Annotated in this window: 11 protein-coding genes and 2 pseudogenes; 10 read left to right on the top strand and 3 right to left on the bottom strand. The window is 70.3% G+C overall.

Annotation, left to right across the window (positions count from 1 at the left end):
- Positions 1 to 71: 71 nt before the first annotated feature.
- From ACZ7MF_RS15380 to ACZ7MF_RS15365, 4 genes are all read left to right on the top strand, one after another.
- Positions 72 to 2909: a carbohydrate-binding protein gene (locus ACZ7MF_RS15380; RefSeq protein ID WP_471477305.1), complete on the top strand. Its 2838-nt coding sequence runs from the start codon at positions 72 to 74 to the stop codon at positions 2907 to 2909.
- Positions 2910 to 2911: 2 nt separating this feature from the next.
- Complete coding sequence (locus tag ACZ7MF_RS15375) at positions 2912 to 5071, top strand: glycoside hydrolase family 99 protein (RefSeq protein ID WP_471477304.1); 2160 nt, start codon at positions 2912 to 2914, stop codon at positions 5069 to 5071.
- A 140-nt stretch (positions 5072 to 5211) separates the two neighbouring features.
- Entirely contained in the window at positions 5212 to 5337 is a 126-nt protein-coding gene (locus ACZ7MF_RS15370) for a hypothetical protein (protein WP_471477303.1), read from the top strand.
- A gap of 1288 nt (positions 5338 to 6625) precedes the next feature.
- Positions 6626 to 7111, top strand: a complete 486-nt coding sequence (locus ACZ7MF_RS15365) for a MarR family winged helix-turn-helix transcriptional regulator (RefSeq protein WP_471477302.1) — start codon at positions 6626 to 6628, stop codon at positions 7109 to 7111.
- 47 nt (positions 7112 to 7158) lie between these two features.
- On the opposite strand, the gene ACZ7MF_RS15360 is transcribed toward ACZ7MF_RS15365, so the two are convergent.
- Entirely contained in the window at positions 7159 to 7821 is a 663-nt protein-coding gene (locus ACZ7MF_RS15360) for an FMN-dependent NADH-azoreductase (RefSeq protein WP_471477301.1), read from the bottom strand.
- A gap of 139 nt (positions 7822 to 7960) precedes the next feature.
- Between ACZ7MF_RS15360 and ACZ7MF_RS15355 the strand changes: the two genes are divergently transcribed.
- Together ACZ7MF_RS15355 and ACZ7MF_RS15350 are read left to right on the top strand one after the other, a co-directional pair.
- Positions 7961 to 8629, top strand: a complete 669-nt coding sequence (locus ACZ7MF_RS15355; RefSeq protein WP_471477300.1) for a nitroreductase — start codon at positions 7961 to 7963, stop codon at positions 8627 to 8629.
- A gap of 81 nt (positions 8630 to 8710) precedes the next feature.
- Positions 8711 to 8977, top strand: a complete 267-nt coding sequence (locus tag ACZ7MF_RS15350; protein WP_471477299.1) for a hypothetical protein — start codon at positions 8711 to 8713, stop codon at positions 8975 to 8977.
- 73 nt (positions 8978 to 9050) lie between these two features.
- Here ACZ7MF_RS15350 and ACZ7MF_RS15345 read toward each other — a convergent pair whose 3' ends face one another.
- Entirely contained in the window at positions 9051 to 9944 is an 894-nt protein-coding gene (locus tag ACZ7MF_RS15345) for an SDR family NAD(P)-dependent oxidoreductase (RefSeq protein ID WP_471477298.1), read from the bottom strand.
- 58 nt (positions 9945 to 10002) lie between these two features.
- Between ACZ7MF_RS15345 and ACZ7MF_RS15340 the strand changes: the two genes are divergently transcribed.
- Complete coding sequence (locus ACZ7MF_RS15340; protein WP_471477297.1) at positions 10003 to 10656, top strand: TetR/AcrR family transcriptional regulator; 654 nt, start codon at positions 10003 to 10005, stop codon at positions 10654 to 10656.
- A 126-nt stretch (positions 10657 to 10782) separates the two neighbouring features.
- Positions 10783 to 11372 (top strand): annotated as a pseudogene (locus tag ACZ7MF_RS15335) (sulfite exporter TauE/SafE family protein); the annotation flags it as partial.
- Between the two features lie 77 nt (positions 11373 to 11449).
- Here the strand turns inward: ACZ7MF_RS15335 and ACZ7MF_RS15330 are convergent.
- Entirely contained in the window at positions 11450 to 12307 is an 858-nt protein-coding gene (locus tag ACZ7MF_RS15330) for a helix-turn-helix transcriptional regulator (protein ID WP_471477296.1), read from the bottom strand.
- A 101-nt stretch (positions 12308 to 12408) separates the two neighbouring features.
- Here ACZ7MF_RS15330 and ACZ7MF_RS15325 point away from each other — a divergent pair, with 101 nt between their 5' ends.
- On the top strand, positions 12409 to 13173 hold the full coding sequence (locus tag ACZ7MF_RS15325; protein WP_356867174.1) for an SDR family oxidoreductase: 765 nt from the start codon (positions 12409 to 12411) through the stop codon (positions 13171 to 13173).
- Between the two features lie 518 nt (positions 13174 to 13691).
- Positions 13692 to 14071, top strand: a pseudogene (locus ACZ7MF_RS15320) (GNAT family N-acetyltransferase); the annotation flags it as partial.
- Positions 14072 to 14555: the final 484 nt, after the last annotated feature.

The raw sequence follows: 14555 nt of genomic DNA, 5'->3' as shown, positions 1-14555 counted from the left end.
TGTTGCACGCGGCAAGCGCGGCCGGCGCGCGCCTTGCCTGACTTCCCCCACCGTCAGGAAGGAACTCCGACATGTCCCAGCGCCCCCGTACGGGGCTCAGATGGCTCATGGCACTCGCGTTGCTCCTCCCGGCAGCCGCCGCGGCACCCCTGTCGACCGCGGCAGCGGCGTCGCGGGACATCCCGCCCGGGGACTACCAGCAGGTCCAACTGGCCACCGGTGCCGCCGAACTGGGCGAGCCCATGTCCCTGGCCGTCCTGCCCGACCGTTCGGTGCTGCACACCGCACGGGACGGCACCGTCCGCCACACCGACAGCGCCGGCAACACCAAGGTGGCCGGTCGGCTCGACGTCTACACCCACGACGAGGAGGGCCTGCAGGGCGTGGCCGCAGACCCCGGGTTCGCCACCAACCGATACGTCTACGTGTACTACTCACCGAAGCTGGACACTCCGGCAGGCGACGCGCCGGTCACCGGAAGCGCCGCGGACTTCGCCCCGTGGAAGGGGCACTTGAACCTCTCGCGCTTCGTCCTCAAGAGCGACAACACTCTGGACCCGGCGAGCGAGAAGGTCGTGCTCGAGGTCCCCAACGACCGCGGCCAGTGCTGCCACGTCGGCGGGGACATCGACTTCGACGCGGCCGGCAACCTCTACCTGACCACCGGTGACGACACGAATCCCTTCGACTCCGCCGGCTACGCACCCCTCGACGAACGCAGCGAGCGCAACCCGCAGTTCGACGCGCAGCGCAGCTCGGGCAACACCAACGACCTGCGGGGCAAGGTGCTGCGGGTCAAGCCCACCGCCGACGGCGGCTACACCGTCCCCGCCGGCAACCTGTTCGCCCCCGGCACTCCCGGCACCCGGCCAGAGATCTACGCCATGGGCTTCCGCAACCCGTTCCGCATGTCCGTGGACCGCGCGACCGGGGTGGTCTACCTCGGCGACTACGGGCCCGACGCGGGCGGCGCCGACGCCGGCCGCGGTCCCGGCGGCCAGGTGGAGTTCAACCGCGTCACCGGTCCGGGGAACTACGGCTGGCCCTACTGCACGGGCACCAACACCACCGCCGAGACGTACAACGAGTACACGTTCCCCAACGGCCCCTCCGGCGGCAAGTACGACTGCGCCGACGGCCCGACGAACAACTCCCCGCACAACTCCGGCCGGAGCAAGCTGCCACCCGCGAAGCCGAGCTGGATCAGATACGGCGGCGAGGGCTCACCGCCGGAGTTCGGCGGTGGCTCGGAGTCCCCGATGGGTGGCGAGGTCTACCGCTTCGACCCGGCCCTGGACTCGCCCGTGAAGTTCCCCCGGTCCCTGGACGGACGCTTCTTCGCCGCCGAGTACGGACGGCAGTGGATCAAGACGGTCGAGGTGGGAGGCGACGGGTCCTACGGCACCATCGAGGACTTCCCCTGGAACGGCACCCAGGTGATGGACACCGACTTCGGACCCGACGGGGCGCTGTACGTGCTGGACTACGGCACCGGCGGCAACAACCAGGCCCTGTACCGGATCGAGTACGTCGGCGGCAGCAACCGCAATCCGGTGGCCAAGGCGGCCGCGGACAAAACCTCCGGCGCCCTGCCGCTGACGGTGCGGTTCTCGTCCCAGGGCAGCAGCGACCCCGAGGGCAGGCCACTGACCTACTCGTGGGACTTCGGCGACGGCTCCACCTCCACCCAGCCCGACCCGAGCCACACCTACACCACCCGGGGCACCTTCCGCCCCACGCTCACCGTGAAGGACCCCGAAGGCCTCACCGGCACGGCCAGCCTGGTGATCACCACCGGCAACACCGCACCGACGGTCACCCTCCAGACACCGGCCGACGGCGCCCTGTTCTCCTTCGGCGACACCATGCCCTTCCGTGTGCAGGTCACCGACCCCGAGGACACCACCGTCGACTGCGCCAAGGTCAAGGTCACCTACCTCCTGGGCCACGACAGCCACACCCACTCCATCACCTCCGCGAGCGGCTGCAACGGCACCCTCGACGTGCCCCAGGACGGCGAACACGACAGCGCCGCCAACCTTTACGGCGTCCTCGACGCCGAGTACACCGACAACGGCGGCCTCACCGGGCACTCCGTGCGCACCCTCCAGCCCCGCCACCGCCAGGCCGAGCACCACACGGCCCGGTCGGGTGTCGAGACCGCCGTACACGGCACCGCGGAAGGCGGCAAGACCGTCGGGTTCACCGATGACGGCGACTGGATCTCCTTCAAGCCGTACCATCTCACCGGCGCCGACCGCTTCTCGGCCCGCGTATCCTCCGCCGGAGCCGGCGGCAGCATCGAGATCCGTGCGGGGTCCGCGACCGGCACTCTCCTGGGCGCCGCCGACGTCCCCGTCACCGGCAGCTGGGAGGCGTTCACCGAGGTCTCCAACGGCCTGTCCGACATCCCGGCCACCAGCACTGAGCTGTACCTCGTGTTCCGCGGGCCGAGCGGCCGGGGCAACCTCTTCGACCTCGACGCGTTCACCTTCGGCACCGGCGCGGCCGACACCACCCGTGAGGCGGAAGCGTTCACTTCCGCCTCCGGCGTGCAGGCCGCCGCCCACGCGGCGGCGAGCGGCGGCCAGACCCTCGGCTACATCGACAACGGCGACTGGGCCGGCTACGCCTCCGTCCCCACCGCCGGGGCCACCGGATTCTCGGCCAGGGTCTCTTCCGGCGGAGCCGGAGGAACCGTGCAGATCCGCGCCGGCTCGGCGACCGGACCCCGACTCGGCTCCCTCACGGTTCCGGTCACCGGCGACTGGGAGACCTTCACGACCGTCAGCACGCCACTCACCGCCGGTGGATCGGGTCCCCTGTTCCTGACCTTCACCGGTGGCAGCGGAGCACTCTTCGACATCGACACCTTCACCCTCACCACCTCCGCACGGAAGGGGCGCTGACCATGAGCCGACGCACCCGACGCACTCCCCGGCACCTGCCTGCCCTCGCCGTGGCAGCGGCCGGCGCGCTGCTGCTGCCCACCGCCCCGGCCCACGCCGCCGCCCCCGAGGCGGCCGCCGCCTTCGACGTCCTGGTCTTCTCCAGGACCGCCGGTTTCCGCCACGACTCCATCGCCGCCGGCACCTCGGCCCTGCGCTCGCTCGGCCAGCAGCACGACTTCTCCGTCACGGCCACCGAGGACGCCTCCGCCTTCAGCCCCGCGGCCCTGGCCCCCTACGAGGCGGTCGTCTTCCTGAACACCACCGGCGACGTCCTCGACGCCACCCAGCAGAACGCCCTCCAGTCGTACGTCGACAACGGCGGCGGCTACGTCGGCGTCCACGCCGCGGCCGACACCGAATACGACTGGCCCTACTACCACCAGTTGGTGGGCGCCCACTTCAAGAGCCACCCCGCCGTCCAGCAGGCCACTGTGGACAACGAGGACCGCACCCACCCGGCCACCGCGCACCTCGGCCCCACCTGGACCCGCACCGACGAGTGGTACGACTACCGCACCAACCCTCGCTCCGACGTGCACGTCCTGCAGACCCTCGACGAAAGCACCTACGACGGCGGCGGGATGGGCGCCGACCACCCGATCACGTGGTGCCACCCCCAGGGCGAGGGCCGCTCCTTCTACACCGGCCTGGGTCATACCGCCGAGTCCTACAACGACCCGGCGTTCAAGAACCTGCTCCTCGGCGCCGTACGGTACGCCGCGGGGCAGGCCCCGGCCGACTGCTCCTCGCCCCTTGGCCCCCGAGCCACCGAGGCGGAGTCCTACACCTCCGCCTCCGGCGTGCAGGCGGCCGGTCACGCGGCGGCGAGCGGCGGCCAGACCCTCGGCTACATCGACAACGGCGACTGGGCCGCCTACGCCGCGCTCTCCACGGACGGTGCCTCGACCTTCACGGCCACCGTGTCCTCGGCGGGAGGCGGCGGCACGATCCAGGTGCGCTCCGGCTCGCCCACCGGCCCCCTGCTCGGCTCGGCGCAGGTACCGGTGACCGGAGGCTGGGAGACCTTCACCACCGTGTCGACCACGCTCACCACTTCCGCCGCGGGCCCCCTCGTCCTGACCTTCACCGGCGGCAGCGGAGCGCTCTTCGACATCGACACCTTCACCCTGGGCACCGGCCCGGCCACCAACGCCCTCAATCAGAACGTGCACCTGTTCTACTACCCCTGGTACGGCAGCCCGGCGGTGAACGGCGACTGGCGGCACTGGCAGCAAGGCGGCCACGCACCGCCCGACGACATCGGCGCCGACCTGTACCCGGCGCTCGGCCCGTACGACTCCGCCGACTACACCCGCGCCGTGGCACAGCACATGAAGTGGATCGCCCGCTCCGGCGCCGGCGTCCTCGTCTACAGCTGGTGGGGCCAAGGCGGCTACGAGGACCGCATCGCCCGCGGCGTCCTGGACGCCGCGCAGAAGGAAGGCATCAAGGTGGCCTGGCACCTGGAGCCGTACGCCGGCCGCACCGCCGCCTCGACCGCCGCCGACATCCGCTACCTCAACACCGCCTACGGCGATCACCCGGCCTTCTACCGCTCCGCGGAGCACGGCAACAAGGGCGCCTTCTACATCTTCAGCAGCCTCGACATCACCGACTGGACGGCACTGGACGAGGTCACCGGCGACAGCATCGTGCTCGCCCAGACCACCGACACCACCAAGATCCGGCACTTCTCCGGGATGTACACCTACGACGGCATCGCCGGTGCCACAGCCCCCGGCTGGAAGCAGGCCGGCGACTACGCCCGCGCCCACAACCTCGTCTGGTCCCCGTCGGTCGCCCCCGGCTACATCGACGACCGAGCAGTACCCGGCAACACGACCCCCACCGTAGACAGAGATGACGGCGCGGCCTACGACCGGCAATGGAGCAACGCGCTCGCCCCCGCAACCGGCGGCACACCGACATGGGTTTCGGTCACGTCCTTCAATGAGTGGCATGAAGGAAGCTCGATCGAACCAGCGGACGGCACCCCACCAGCGGGACACGGGTACCAGACTTACGACGGAGCCTACGGACTGACCGGTCCAGCAGCCGAGACGTCTTACCTGGACCGAACCGCCTACTGGGCGGAGCGGTTCGAGCGAACACGAACGTGATGCATCGCACGCACGCACGCACACACAGGCAGCGCCACACAACGTGGCCGGAGCGCAGGGGGTCGGCCCCTGATCGGACACGACGAGGAGTTGTCCGGGCGACCACGCGTCCCGTCAGGGTGACTCAGCGGAGGCACCTGTTGAGTGCTGTAGAGATGAGCCGCGCGGAGGCGGTCGCGCTCATACAGCGGATCATGGACGCGGACTGCGCCTCGGCCGACGAGGTGGTCGACCAGGCTCTGGCGTACCGGCCGGTCCCTTGGTGAGGTGCCGGCTCAACTCCGAAGCCGGATGAGCAGAGCTGTGGTGGTGGCGGTGCCGAGGAAGACGTAGCCGCGCTTGTCGTGGCGAGTGGCCACGGCCCGGGACTGCTTCAGCCTGTTGATCGCTCGTTCGACCGCAATGGCGCTTCTTGAATCGCTCTTCGTCGACGCCGGGCAGCCGTCGGCCGCGTGAGCCCTTGCGCAGGCGGGCGGCCTGGCTGTCGGTCTCCTCGGGGATTGTGTGCCGGATGCCCCGGCGCCGCGGGTACGTGCGGCACGGAATGTTGCTGTAGCCCCAACTGGGTGCAGTCCGCCCGACGACCAGGGAGTGCAGCGGTTCGGTCCGGGCACGGGCCGCGTGCTCACGGCTCGGCCGGGCTCCTCGGCGCCGTTCACGCCCAGTGCGGCAGATCGGTACCCCAACGAGTCGGTCCACGGTTCCAGTTCGCGGGTGCGCCTTCGTAGTGGACCGGGGACAGCGCATGGCGCAGCGGACCGTAGGGGGATGCGGCCTCGGTGAGCCAGGGTCCGGGGTCGTGGAGGTCGGCTTCGTCCCGGAGAGGGGCCGGCGGAATGTCGTGCAGCAACCAGGAGGCCGTGCCTGCCAGGGAGAGGCGAAGAAGCCGCCCGCCACCTGTGGCCTGACGGTCGCTGAGTGCACGCAGGACGGCCGTCGGCGGTGGCCTCGATCGCGGCGAGACCGGCACCGGCTTGGACGAGGCTGCCGTCGCACTTGTACACGATTCCCCGACGCAGGGCGCACCAGGCGACATGAGCTCATCGCATGCGGCATCGGAGAGCGGCGCGTCAGGCAAAGCCCGGAACCGCCGCCCACCCGGCAAAGCCACGAAGACCGAAGAGGCCAGTAACACGGGCTCGCACAAGAGGGCCGAGCCGCCGAAATCGCAGCGCTGAGGCGCCATCGGCGGCTTCGCGGGCGCATACGTACCTTGCCCCGTCCCGCCAACGCGTCCCTCGAAGGGTTCCGGCGCGGCCGGCGATATGGCGGGCGTCGGGGTTCCGGATCCGGGTTGAACACCTGCGTGTCCTGCACTCCTCGGAACTGGTCACCCGGACACGTGACGGACGGCATGTGCTGTACCGGAGACGCCCGCTTGACGACCGGCCCACGACCACCGCTGCCGGACCGCGAACTCACGACAGCTGAAGGTCAGCAGTCCGCCTCCGCACAACCCGGCCCGGCCGGCTCGTCCTGTCGGCACGGCGAACACTCCATGGCCCGAGATCACGGGAACGGTATCGGGCGACTCGGCGACGGTACGATGCCGTCATGGCCGCTCACGCTTCCTCCCGAGACGCCGCGTCGCGTGCGAGCGACCGCCCCGGAGACGCCTCGCCGTTCGCCCTGGGGCTGCTGCTGCGCCGCGCGCACTGGCGCGCGGCGGGGGTGATGTCGGAGGCGCTGCGGCCACTCGGGATCGAGTTGCGGCACTTCGCGGTGCTGATCGTCCTCGTCGACCGCGGCCCCACGGTGCAGCGCGACCTGGCGGCGGAGACGGGGACGGACAAGGCGGGGATCATGCGGGTCGTCGACGACCTGGAGCGCAGGAACCTCGCCGTGCGCAAGCCCGTCCCGGGGGACCGTCGGGCACGGGCCGTGGAGATCACCCCGGAGGGGCTGGAGCTCTTCGACACGGCCCACGTCGCGGCGGCGCCGCTGGCCGAAGGGCTGGTCGCCGACCTGGGCCCGGAGGGCTCCGCGCAGCTGATGCGTCTGCTGACCCGCCTCGCGCATCCGGGCGGCTGCGAGGCCTAGGGCACGCCCGGGGAATTGCTCCGGCGGGCGGGTGGGTCAGCCGCGCGTCACCTGCCGTCGTCCGCGGTGAGGCGTTCGGTGAGTTCCTTCGCCTTGGTGACCGCCCCACTGTGGGCGCGCTCCCGCGAAGTCTCGAAGAGCGGAATCAGTTCGGACATGGCCGGATTGCGCGGGGCCATGGTGAGTTCGGGGACGATGAACTCCAGGTCCAGTCCGAGGGTGCTGCGGAGGACAGCGTCCAGGTAGTTCTGCACGAACTCGAAGTTCTCGCGGGGGGTGCCCGGCGCGTAGGAGCCGCCGCGGCTGGCGACCACCACGGCGGGAGTGCCCTGCGCGGAGGGCGACTCGCCGGCCGTGCGGCCGAGCAGGAGCACGTTGTCCAGCCATGCCTTGAGGGTGGAAGGGACCGTGTAGTTGTACATGGGGGCCCCGATCAGGATGACGTCAGCCCGCTCCAGCTCCTCGATGAGCTCCAGGCGTGCGGCGAACGCGGCGGACTGGCGCTCGGTGTGCTCGGACGGGTCGGCGTAACCGGCGGACCAGGCGGCCGCGGTGATGTGCGGGACCGGGTCGGTGTCGAGGTCGCGGTAGATCACCGTGCCCTCTGGGTGCTGCTCCTCCCAGGTTCGGCGGAACACGGCCGTGACGGACCGGGACGCGGACGCCTTGGCCGGGAAGACGGACGAGTCGATGTGCAGAAGCGTGGCCATGGGTTCTCCAGACGGCGGTATGGCGCCCGGAAGCGGCCGGGCGCTGGTCAGGCTCGGCGTCTAGTTATACACGAGATGGTCGCGAATGATACTGTCGCGATCGCAATTATGATCAGAGCGACCAGGGAGACGTGTCCTCATGGATGTCTACGAAGCGGTCAAGAGCCGGCGGTCGGTCCGCCGATTCTCCGACCGGCCCGTCCCGCGAGAAGTGCTCAAGCGCGTGCTGTCCGCCGCCGCCTGGGCGCCCTCCGGATCGAACCTCCAGCCCTGGCACGCTTTCGTGCTCAGCGGTGGTCCACTGACCGCGCTGAAGAAGCGCGCGGGGGCTCGCCTGGACGCCGGCGACCCCTTCGACGAATCGGAGTACGAGCAGTACCCGCAGCATCTGAAGTCGCCGTACCGCGAGCGGCGGTCCGCCTTCGGCGAGCAGCGCTACGGCGCCCTCGGTATCGCGCGCGAGGATACGGAGGCGCGCCAGCGGGCCGCTTCCGGCAACTGGGAGTGCTTCGGGGCTCCCGCCGCGCTGTTCTGCTACATCGACCGCGACCTGGGGCGCCCTCAATGGTCCGATGTTGGCATGTTCCTGCAAAATGTGATGCTGCTACTGCGCGAGGAGGGCCTGCACAGTTGCACACAGATGGCGTGGGCGAAATTCCACCGCACGGTCGCTGAGACCGTGGCGCCGCCACACGACCTGATGCTCTTCTGCGGCATGTCCATCGGCTACGAGGACCCCACGGCGAAGCCCGCCCGCACGGGCCGGGCCGCTCTGGAGGAGACGGTCACCTTTGTCGACGGCCCGTGAAACCTTCTTCTTCGGGGTGCTCGGAACGCCGCTTCCCGCCGGCACGCACCAAGTGATTCCTGAGCCACGCGTTCCCGGGAAGTGAAGAGGCACGTCACGAAGACCACGGTCTTCGGCGACACCGGGCTGATCGGCTCTCAGGTCGTCGAGCAACTGGGCGCCGTCGCACACTGGGGGGTACCGCACTCGCTGTTCAACGGTGTCGGCGTCGTCAGCGGTCAGGGGGAGCGGGCGGTCGAGGGTGTGGGTACGCGGCTGTTCGAAGGTGTTCTCCCACGAACGCTCGAACAGGTGACGTCGCGGGCGGCGGCCTCGGTCACGCACCTGACCTGCGGTGTGGTGGCCTGAGCCGGAGGCCCGTGCGTTCCGGACCGTCCCTGTGGACGGTGGTGGCCGGGACCCCCACCGCGCGGCTGTCCTGCTACGCGGCTCCCTCGTCGGGGGGCATCGGGGCGGGGTAGGGCTCGGCGAAGTCGGCAGAGCGGCTGACGCCATCCCACCGGGAGGCTTCCGCGAGCCGCTGCCGGGAGTGCTCCGTCGCCATCTCCACGGCATTGACGCCGAGCAGGAGGTGCGACGGCGGGTTGTCGCGTCGGGCCGCGCCGACGATGATGGCGGCGGCGCGCCGGGGATCGCCCGCAGTTCCCGCGTCGCTCTGGCGCATGCGCCGGTTCATGAGGCCGACGGTCTCCTCGTACTCCGCGGGCACCGGCTGCACCGTCATGGAGGATCCGGCCCAGTCGGTCGCGAATCCGCTCGGCTCGACGACCATGACACGTACGCCGAACGGCGCGGCCTCCACGGCGAGTACGCGGCTGAATCCGTCCACCGCGAACTTGGCCGCCTGGTAGGACGCGATGCCGGGTGATCCGCCCACTCGCCCACCGACCGACGAGATCTGCACGACCGTGCCGGCGCCTTGGCGGCGCAGTACCGGCAGGGCGGCCCTGGTGACGTTGTACACGCCCCAGAAGTTTGTCTCGAACTGCGTACGGAAGTCGGCTTCGTCCGTGGTCTCGATCGGTGACACGTTCGCGTACCCGGCATTGTTGACCAGTACGTCGATGCGTCCGAAGCGGTTGATCGCCGCATCGACGGCTTCCCGTGCTCCGGTGCCGTCCGTGACGTCGAGAGCGACCGGGTGGACGCGGTCGTCGCCGTACCGCTGTGCGAGATCGTCGAGCTGTTCGGGGCGGCGGGCGGTGGCGACGACCAGGTCGCCCGCGTCGAGGACGGCGGTGACCAGAGCGCGCCCGAGGCCGCGCGAGGAGCCGGTGACGAACCAGACCTGCTGCCTGTGCTTGCGTTGTTCCATGCCTTTAGTGAAACACCGTTGCGTTAATAACGCAACAAGGTTGCCCTATGATGATGTGATGACCGGGTCCGGATTCCAGCGCGCTCGCAGCGCACAGGCCAAGCAGCAGCGGGAAGAGGCGATCCTCGAAGCGGCCCGCGAGCTGGGTACCGAGCGTGGCATCCGCGAGATCACGCTCACCGACATCGCCGCGGCCGTGGGCATGCACAAGTCGGCGCTCCTGCGCTACTTCGAGACACGCGAACAGATCTTCCTCAAGATCACTGCCGAGGGTTGGAAAGACTGGTCCGCGGAGTTGTGCGCTCGACTGCGCGAGCTTCCCGGCGCGGCACCGGACGACGTCGGGCGAGTGCTCGCCGCCACCCTGGCAGCCAGGCCCCTGTTCTGCGACCTACTGGCCCAGGCACCCCTCAATCTCGAACGGAACGTGTCGGTCGAGTCGGTGCGGTCCTTCAAGATCGCCACTCTCGACGAGGTCGGGCGCATCGGCGTGGAGCTGCGCCGACTGCTCGGCGTCGACGAGACTCAGGCCGTGGACGTCATCGCGACGGCCACCAGCCTGGCGGGCGCCCTGTGGCAGATGGCGACGCCCGGACCGCACATCCAAACGCTCTACCGCAGCGATCCCCGGCTCGCCCACGCCGTCGTGGAGGTGGAACCACGTCTGAACCGGGTGCTCGGCGCCCTGCTCCGGGGAATCGCCGACGGATGAGGGGGCAGGGCGGACGCCGGCCCTGCCCCGGAGCGGCACCACCCCTGCCAGGATCGCGCACCAGAAGGGCACGGCGTCCTCCCGCGGCCGACGGCGGCTTGGTTCACTGCTTCGATGGATGACCTGGTGCTTGCCGGGATCGTGCTGTTCGGAGCGTCGGTGCAGTGGATGAGCGGTATGGGGTTCGCGCTCGTCGCCGCGCCCCCGCTGGTGCTGCTGCTCGGACCGTCCGAGGAGTCGTGCTGACAAACTGTGCCTCCGGGATCATCTGCCTCGCCGGGTTGGCCCAGGGCTGGCGGCGGGTGCGGGCGGGGGGGGCGATGGTGCCGCTGTGCACCGCGGCGATGTGCATCGTGCTGATCGGGGCCCGGCTGACTGCGGCCCTGCCCGAGCCCGTGCCTCTGACGTTCATGGGCGCGCTGGTCACGGCCGCCGTGCTGCTCGTCATGTGCGGCGCACGCGTACCGGCCCTGCGCGGACGCAAGGGCGCACTCGCGGCAAGCGGACTGGGCGGGTTGATGAACTCCGTCGCCGCCCACGGCCCGCCCCACCTCGACACCGAGGGCTGGGTGTGCCTCGCGGGTGGCCTGACCATCGGGATGGTGATCGGCCGGACGTTCTCCGGCAGGCTGCCGGAGAATCGGGCGCGGTGGCTGGTGCTTGCTCTGGCACTGGCGGGCGGGATGATGGCACTGGGCAAGGGACTGTGGGGACTGCGAGCCCTCACCCTGTGCCGCGCAGCCGGCCCGCGCCCCGGCCATGATGCAGACCCCACGGCCGACGGCGCTCGTGATCACCGCAGATGATCCTCCGCTTCGGTGAACCGATGGAGCCCGAGTACGGCCAGGAGCTGCAGCTTCTCGTGACCCTCGCTCCGAGGCGGAGCGGTGAGGACAAGCAGTGTCTGGGACTGGTCCTCGGTGAACAGCGCCTGGCAGTCGACTTCGATCGCGCCGACTTCGGGGTGGATGAGCGTCTTGTGATCCTCGAAGCGTTGTGCGACCTCGTGCCGTTCCCACAGCTCGGCGAACTCCTCGTTCGACTGCTGCAGAATCCGTACGAGCGCGCCGGCGTGCGACCGCGCGCCTCGCATCCCGTAGGCGGCACGCAGGTTCGCGACCTGGGCGCGGCTTTGGCGGCCCCAGTCGCTCTCGGGGTAGACCGCCCGCTCGGAGGGATCGGTGAACCACCGGTAGACGGCGCTGCGGGCGAGCCCCGTGTGCTTGGACGCGTCGCCGAAGAGAGCAACAGCCATCCTGTTCTGCACCAGGGTCTCGCCCAGCTCGGTGAGAATGAGCGCCGGGGTGTCACCGAGTCGGTCCAGCACGCGCAGCAGCGCGGGCGCGATGTGACTCGGGTCGGACAGGGAAGCCGGTGCGTTGTGCCCGGCGACGCGGTACAAGTAGTCGCGCTCGGCGCGGGTGAGCCGCAGCGCACGCGCGAGCGAGGCCAGCAGGCGTTCACTGGGCTGCGGGCCGCGCCGTTGCTCCAGCCGTGTGTAGTAGTCGGTCGACATCAGGGCAAGGGCCGCGACCTCCTCACGCCGTAGACCTCGGGCCCGCCGGCGGGCACCGGGGGACAGGCCGACATCCTCCGGCTGGAGTGCCTCGCGGCGGTGGCGCAGGAAGTCGGCCATTGCTGCACGGTCCATGCTGTCAATTGTCGTCCCGCGCCGGACAGCGAGCCAGGGATCGCCGATCCCCCGACAACCGCTCCCTGAACCCGCCCGCGGGGACCGGCGACGATCGGAGCATGAACATCTCCGGAAACACCGTCTTCATCCCCGGCTCCACCAGCGGCATCGGTCTCGCCCTCGCCCTCGCGTTGCAGGCCAGGGGCAACACCGTCATCGTCGGTGGCCGACGTGCCGAGCTGCTGGAACAGATCGCAGCCAGGCATCCGGGCATCGGCACCGTTCAGATCGACACCACGGACGCCGCGAGCATCGCCTCTGCCGCGAAGCAGGTGCTCGCGGGCTATCCGGACCTCAACGTCCTGGTGACGATGGCCGGCGTGATGCACATCGAGGACTGGCGCCGTCCCGCATCGTTCCTCACCACCGCCGAGTCCACGATCACGACGAACGTGCTCGGTCCGATCCGCCTCATCGCTGCATTCGTCGAGCATCTGCAAGCCCAGTCCGACGCCACGATCATGACCGTCTCCTCCGGCCTGGCGTTCACGCCGCTCAAGGTCACGCCGAGCTACAACGCGTCGAAGGCGGCCATCCACCTGCTCAGCGAGTCCGTTCGGCTCCAGTTCGCCGGCACGTCGGTGAAGATTCTCGAACTGGAGCCGCCGTCCGTCCGTACGGCGCTGCTGCCCGGGCAGGAGGACAACGAGCACGCCATGCCGCTCGACGAGTTCATCGCTGAGGTGGTGAGTCTGATCGAGACCCAGCCCGACGCCCGGGAAATCCAGGTCGAACGCGTGAAGTACCTGCGCTACGGGGAGGCCCGCGGCGACTACGAGCAGGTCGTCGAGACGCTCAACCACTCGGACCCGCACGGCGAGTAGCCCGGTACCCGGTCCCGGACGAAGCGGCCTGCGACCGCCGACGGACCGGTCGAGCCGTCCGAGGAGCCAGGAAGTGGCCGGCGGCTTCCATACCCTCGGCCGGCAGGGGCGCGACGAGCGCGTCCACTCCGTCCCGCGCGACGTCGCCCGGCGCGTGCGGCGCTGGAAGGCGCGGGGCATGGTCCCGCCGAGGAGATCGTGGGCCGCGTCGCTGCCGCCGCTGGGCGCCCGGCCGAAGGGGATACTCAGAGGCAGTCGCCGGTTACCGGCCAGGCTGAACGTGCTCCTTGAGCGGGCACGAACGCGCTAGCAACGGCTGCCCGCGCCGCCTGCGACGAGGCGGCCGATGCAGCCGGCCCCGACCACGCCGCGTCCCGAGGAGATGCCGACCTGGGACAGAACAGCCGGGGAGGGCGACGCGGTGCTGGGTCGGGTCGTCGGCGGATTGCGGGTTGGGTCCGTGGGCTGATCAGTTCGCGAGCCTTGATCGCTGCCGAGCCTGCTGGTCCGCTTGTCGGATGACTGCGCTCGGACCCGTCACCCGGCCGCCTGCCCGCATCAGCACGGAGCGGCTCGTGCCCCGTGAGCCCGAGGCCCGAGAGTTTTCGTCGTCGATCTCGTTGGGGTGATGATCGGCCAGATCCTGCTCAGGAGACCATCGGAGCACCATAGCCCGGCTGCTGCGGGGAAGGTTGATCTCGGCCACATGTTCCTGCCGCGGGCGTGGGGATTCGGGTACGCCACCGAGTCGTGCGCGGCAGCACCCCACTGGTTCGACGGCGTCATTTCCGGCGGGCCGGTGGTGCTCGCCACCCAGACCGCCAACGTCTGCTCGATGCGCCTCGCGGCAAAGCCGGGGTTCACGGAGGCCGAGCGGTTCCGGGCCCGGGACGCTGAGCATGGAGGTCGTGCTCGACGATGCAGCGGTTCCCGCAGGTTCTCCGGAGAGACATCGCGTACGGAGTCGATGCTGGACATGCCGTCAGGCGCGGAGCGCAGGTGCCGGCATGCAGACCTCCACGCCCACCTGCTGGCAGGCAGGAGGGTCGGTCTTCGCCAACCCGCTCTCCGGTCTCTCCCTCACGTCGTCGGTCTCTCCCTCACGACGCCCGTGTCGTCAGAGCCTCTGGCCGGCGACCGGTTGCGCGGACTGCTGGACTCCGTCGACAGCGCGAGGGGGCGCCTGGCCGTCGGCCTGGTGGCCCTTCGCGCCATCAAGGTCACCGGCGGCGTCGTCGTGGTTGACGCGGTGGCTTGCCGCCCGACGTCTCTTCCAACCGGCCGGCCCGACGCGAGAACGAGCCCCGCGGACGAACTCAGGCCCCCGGCTGGCCCCGGACTCCCACTGAACCAACGCGGGCCCGTCGTCCGCCCCACCGCTC

This window comes from Streptomyces sp. NPDC111628, assembly GCF_055635195.1.
This window is presented reverse-complemented; position numbering and strand designations above follow the sequence as displayed.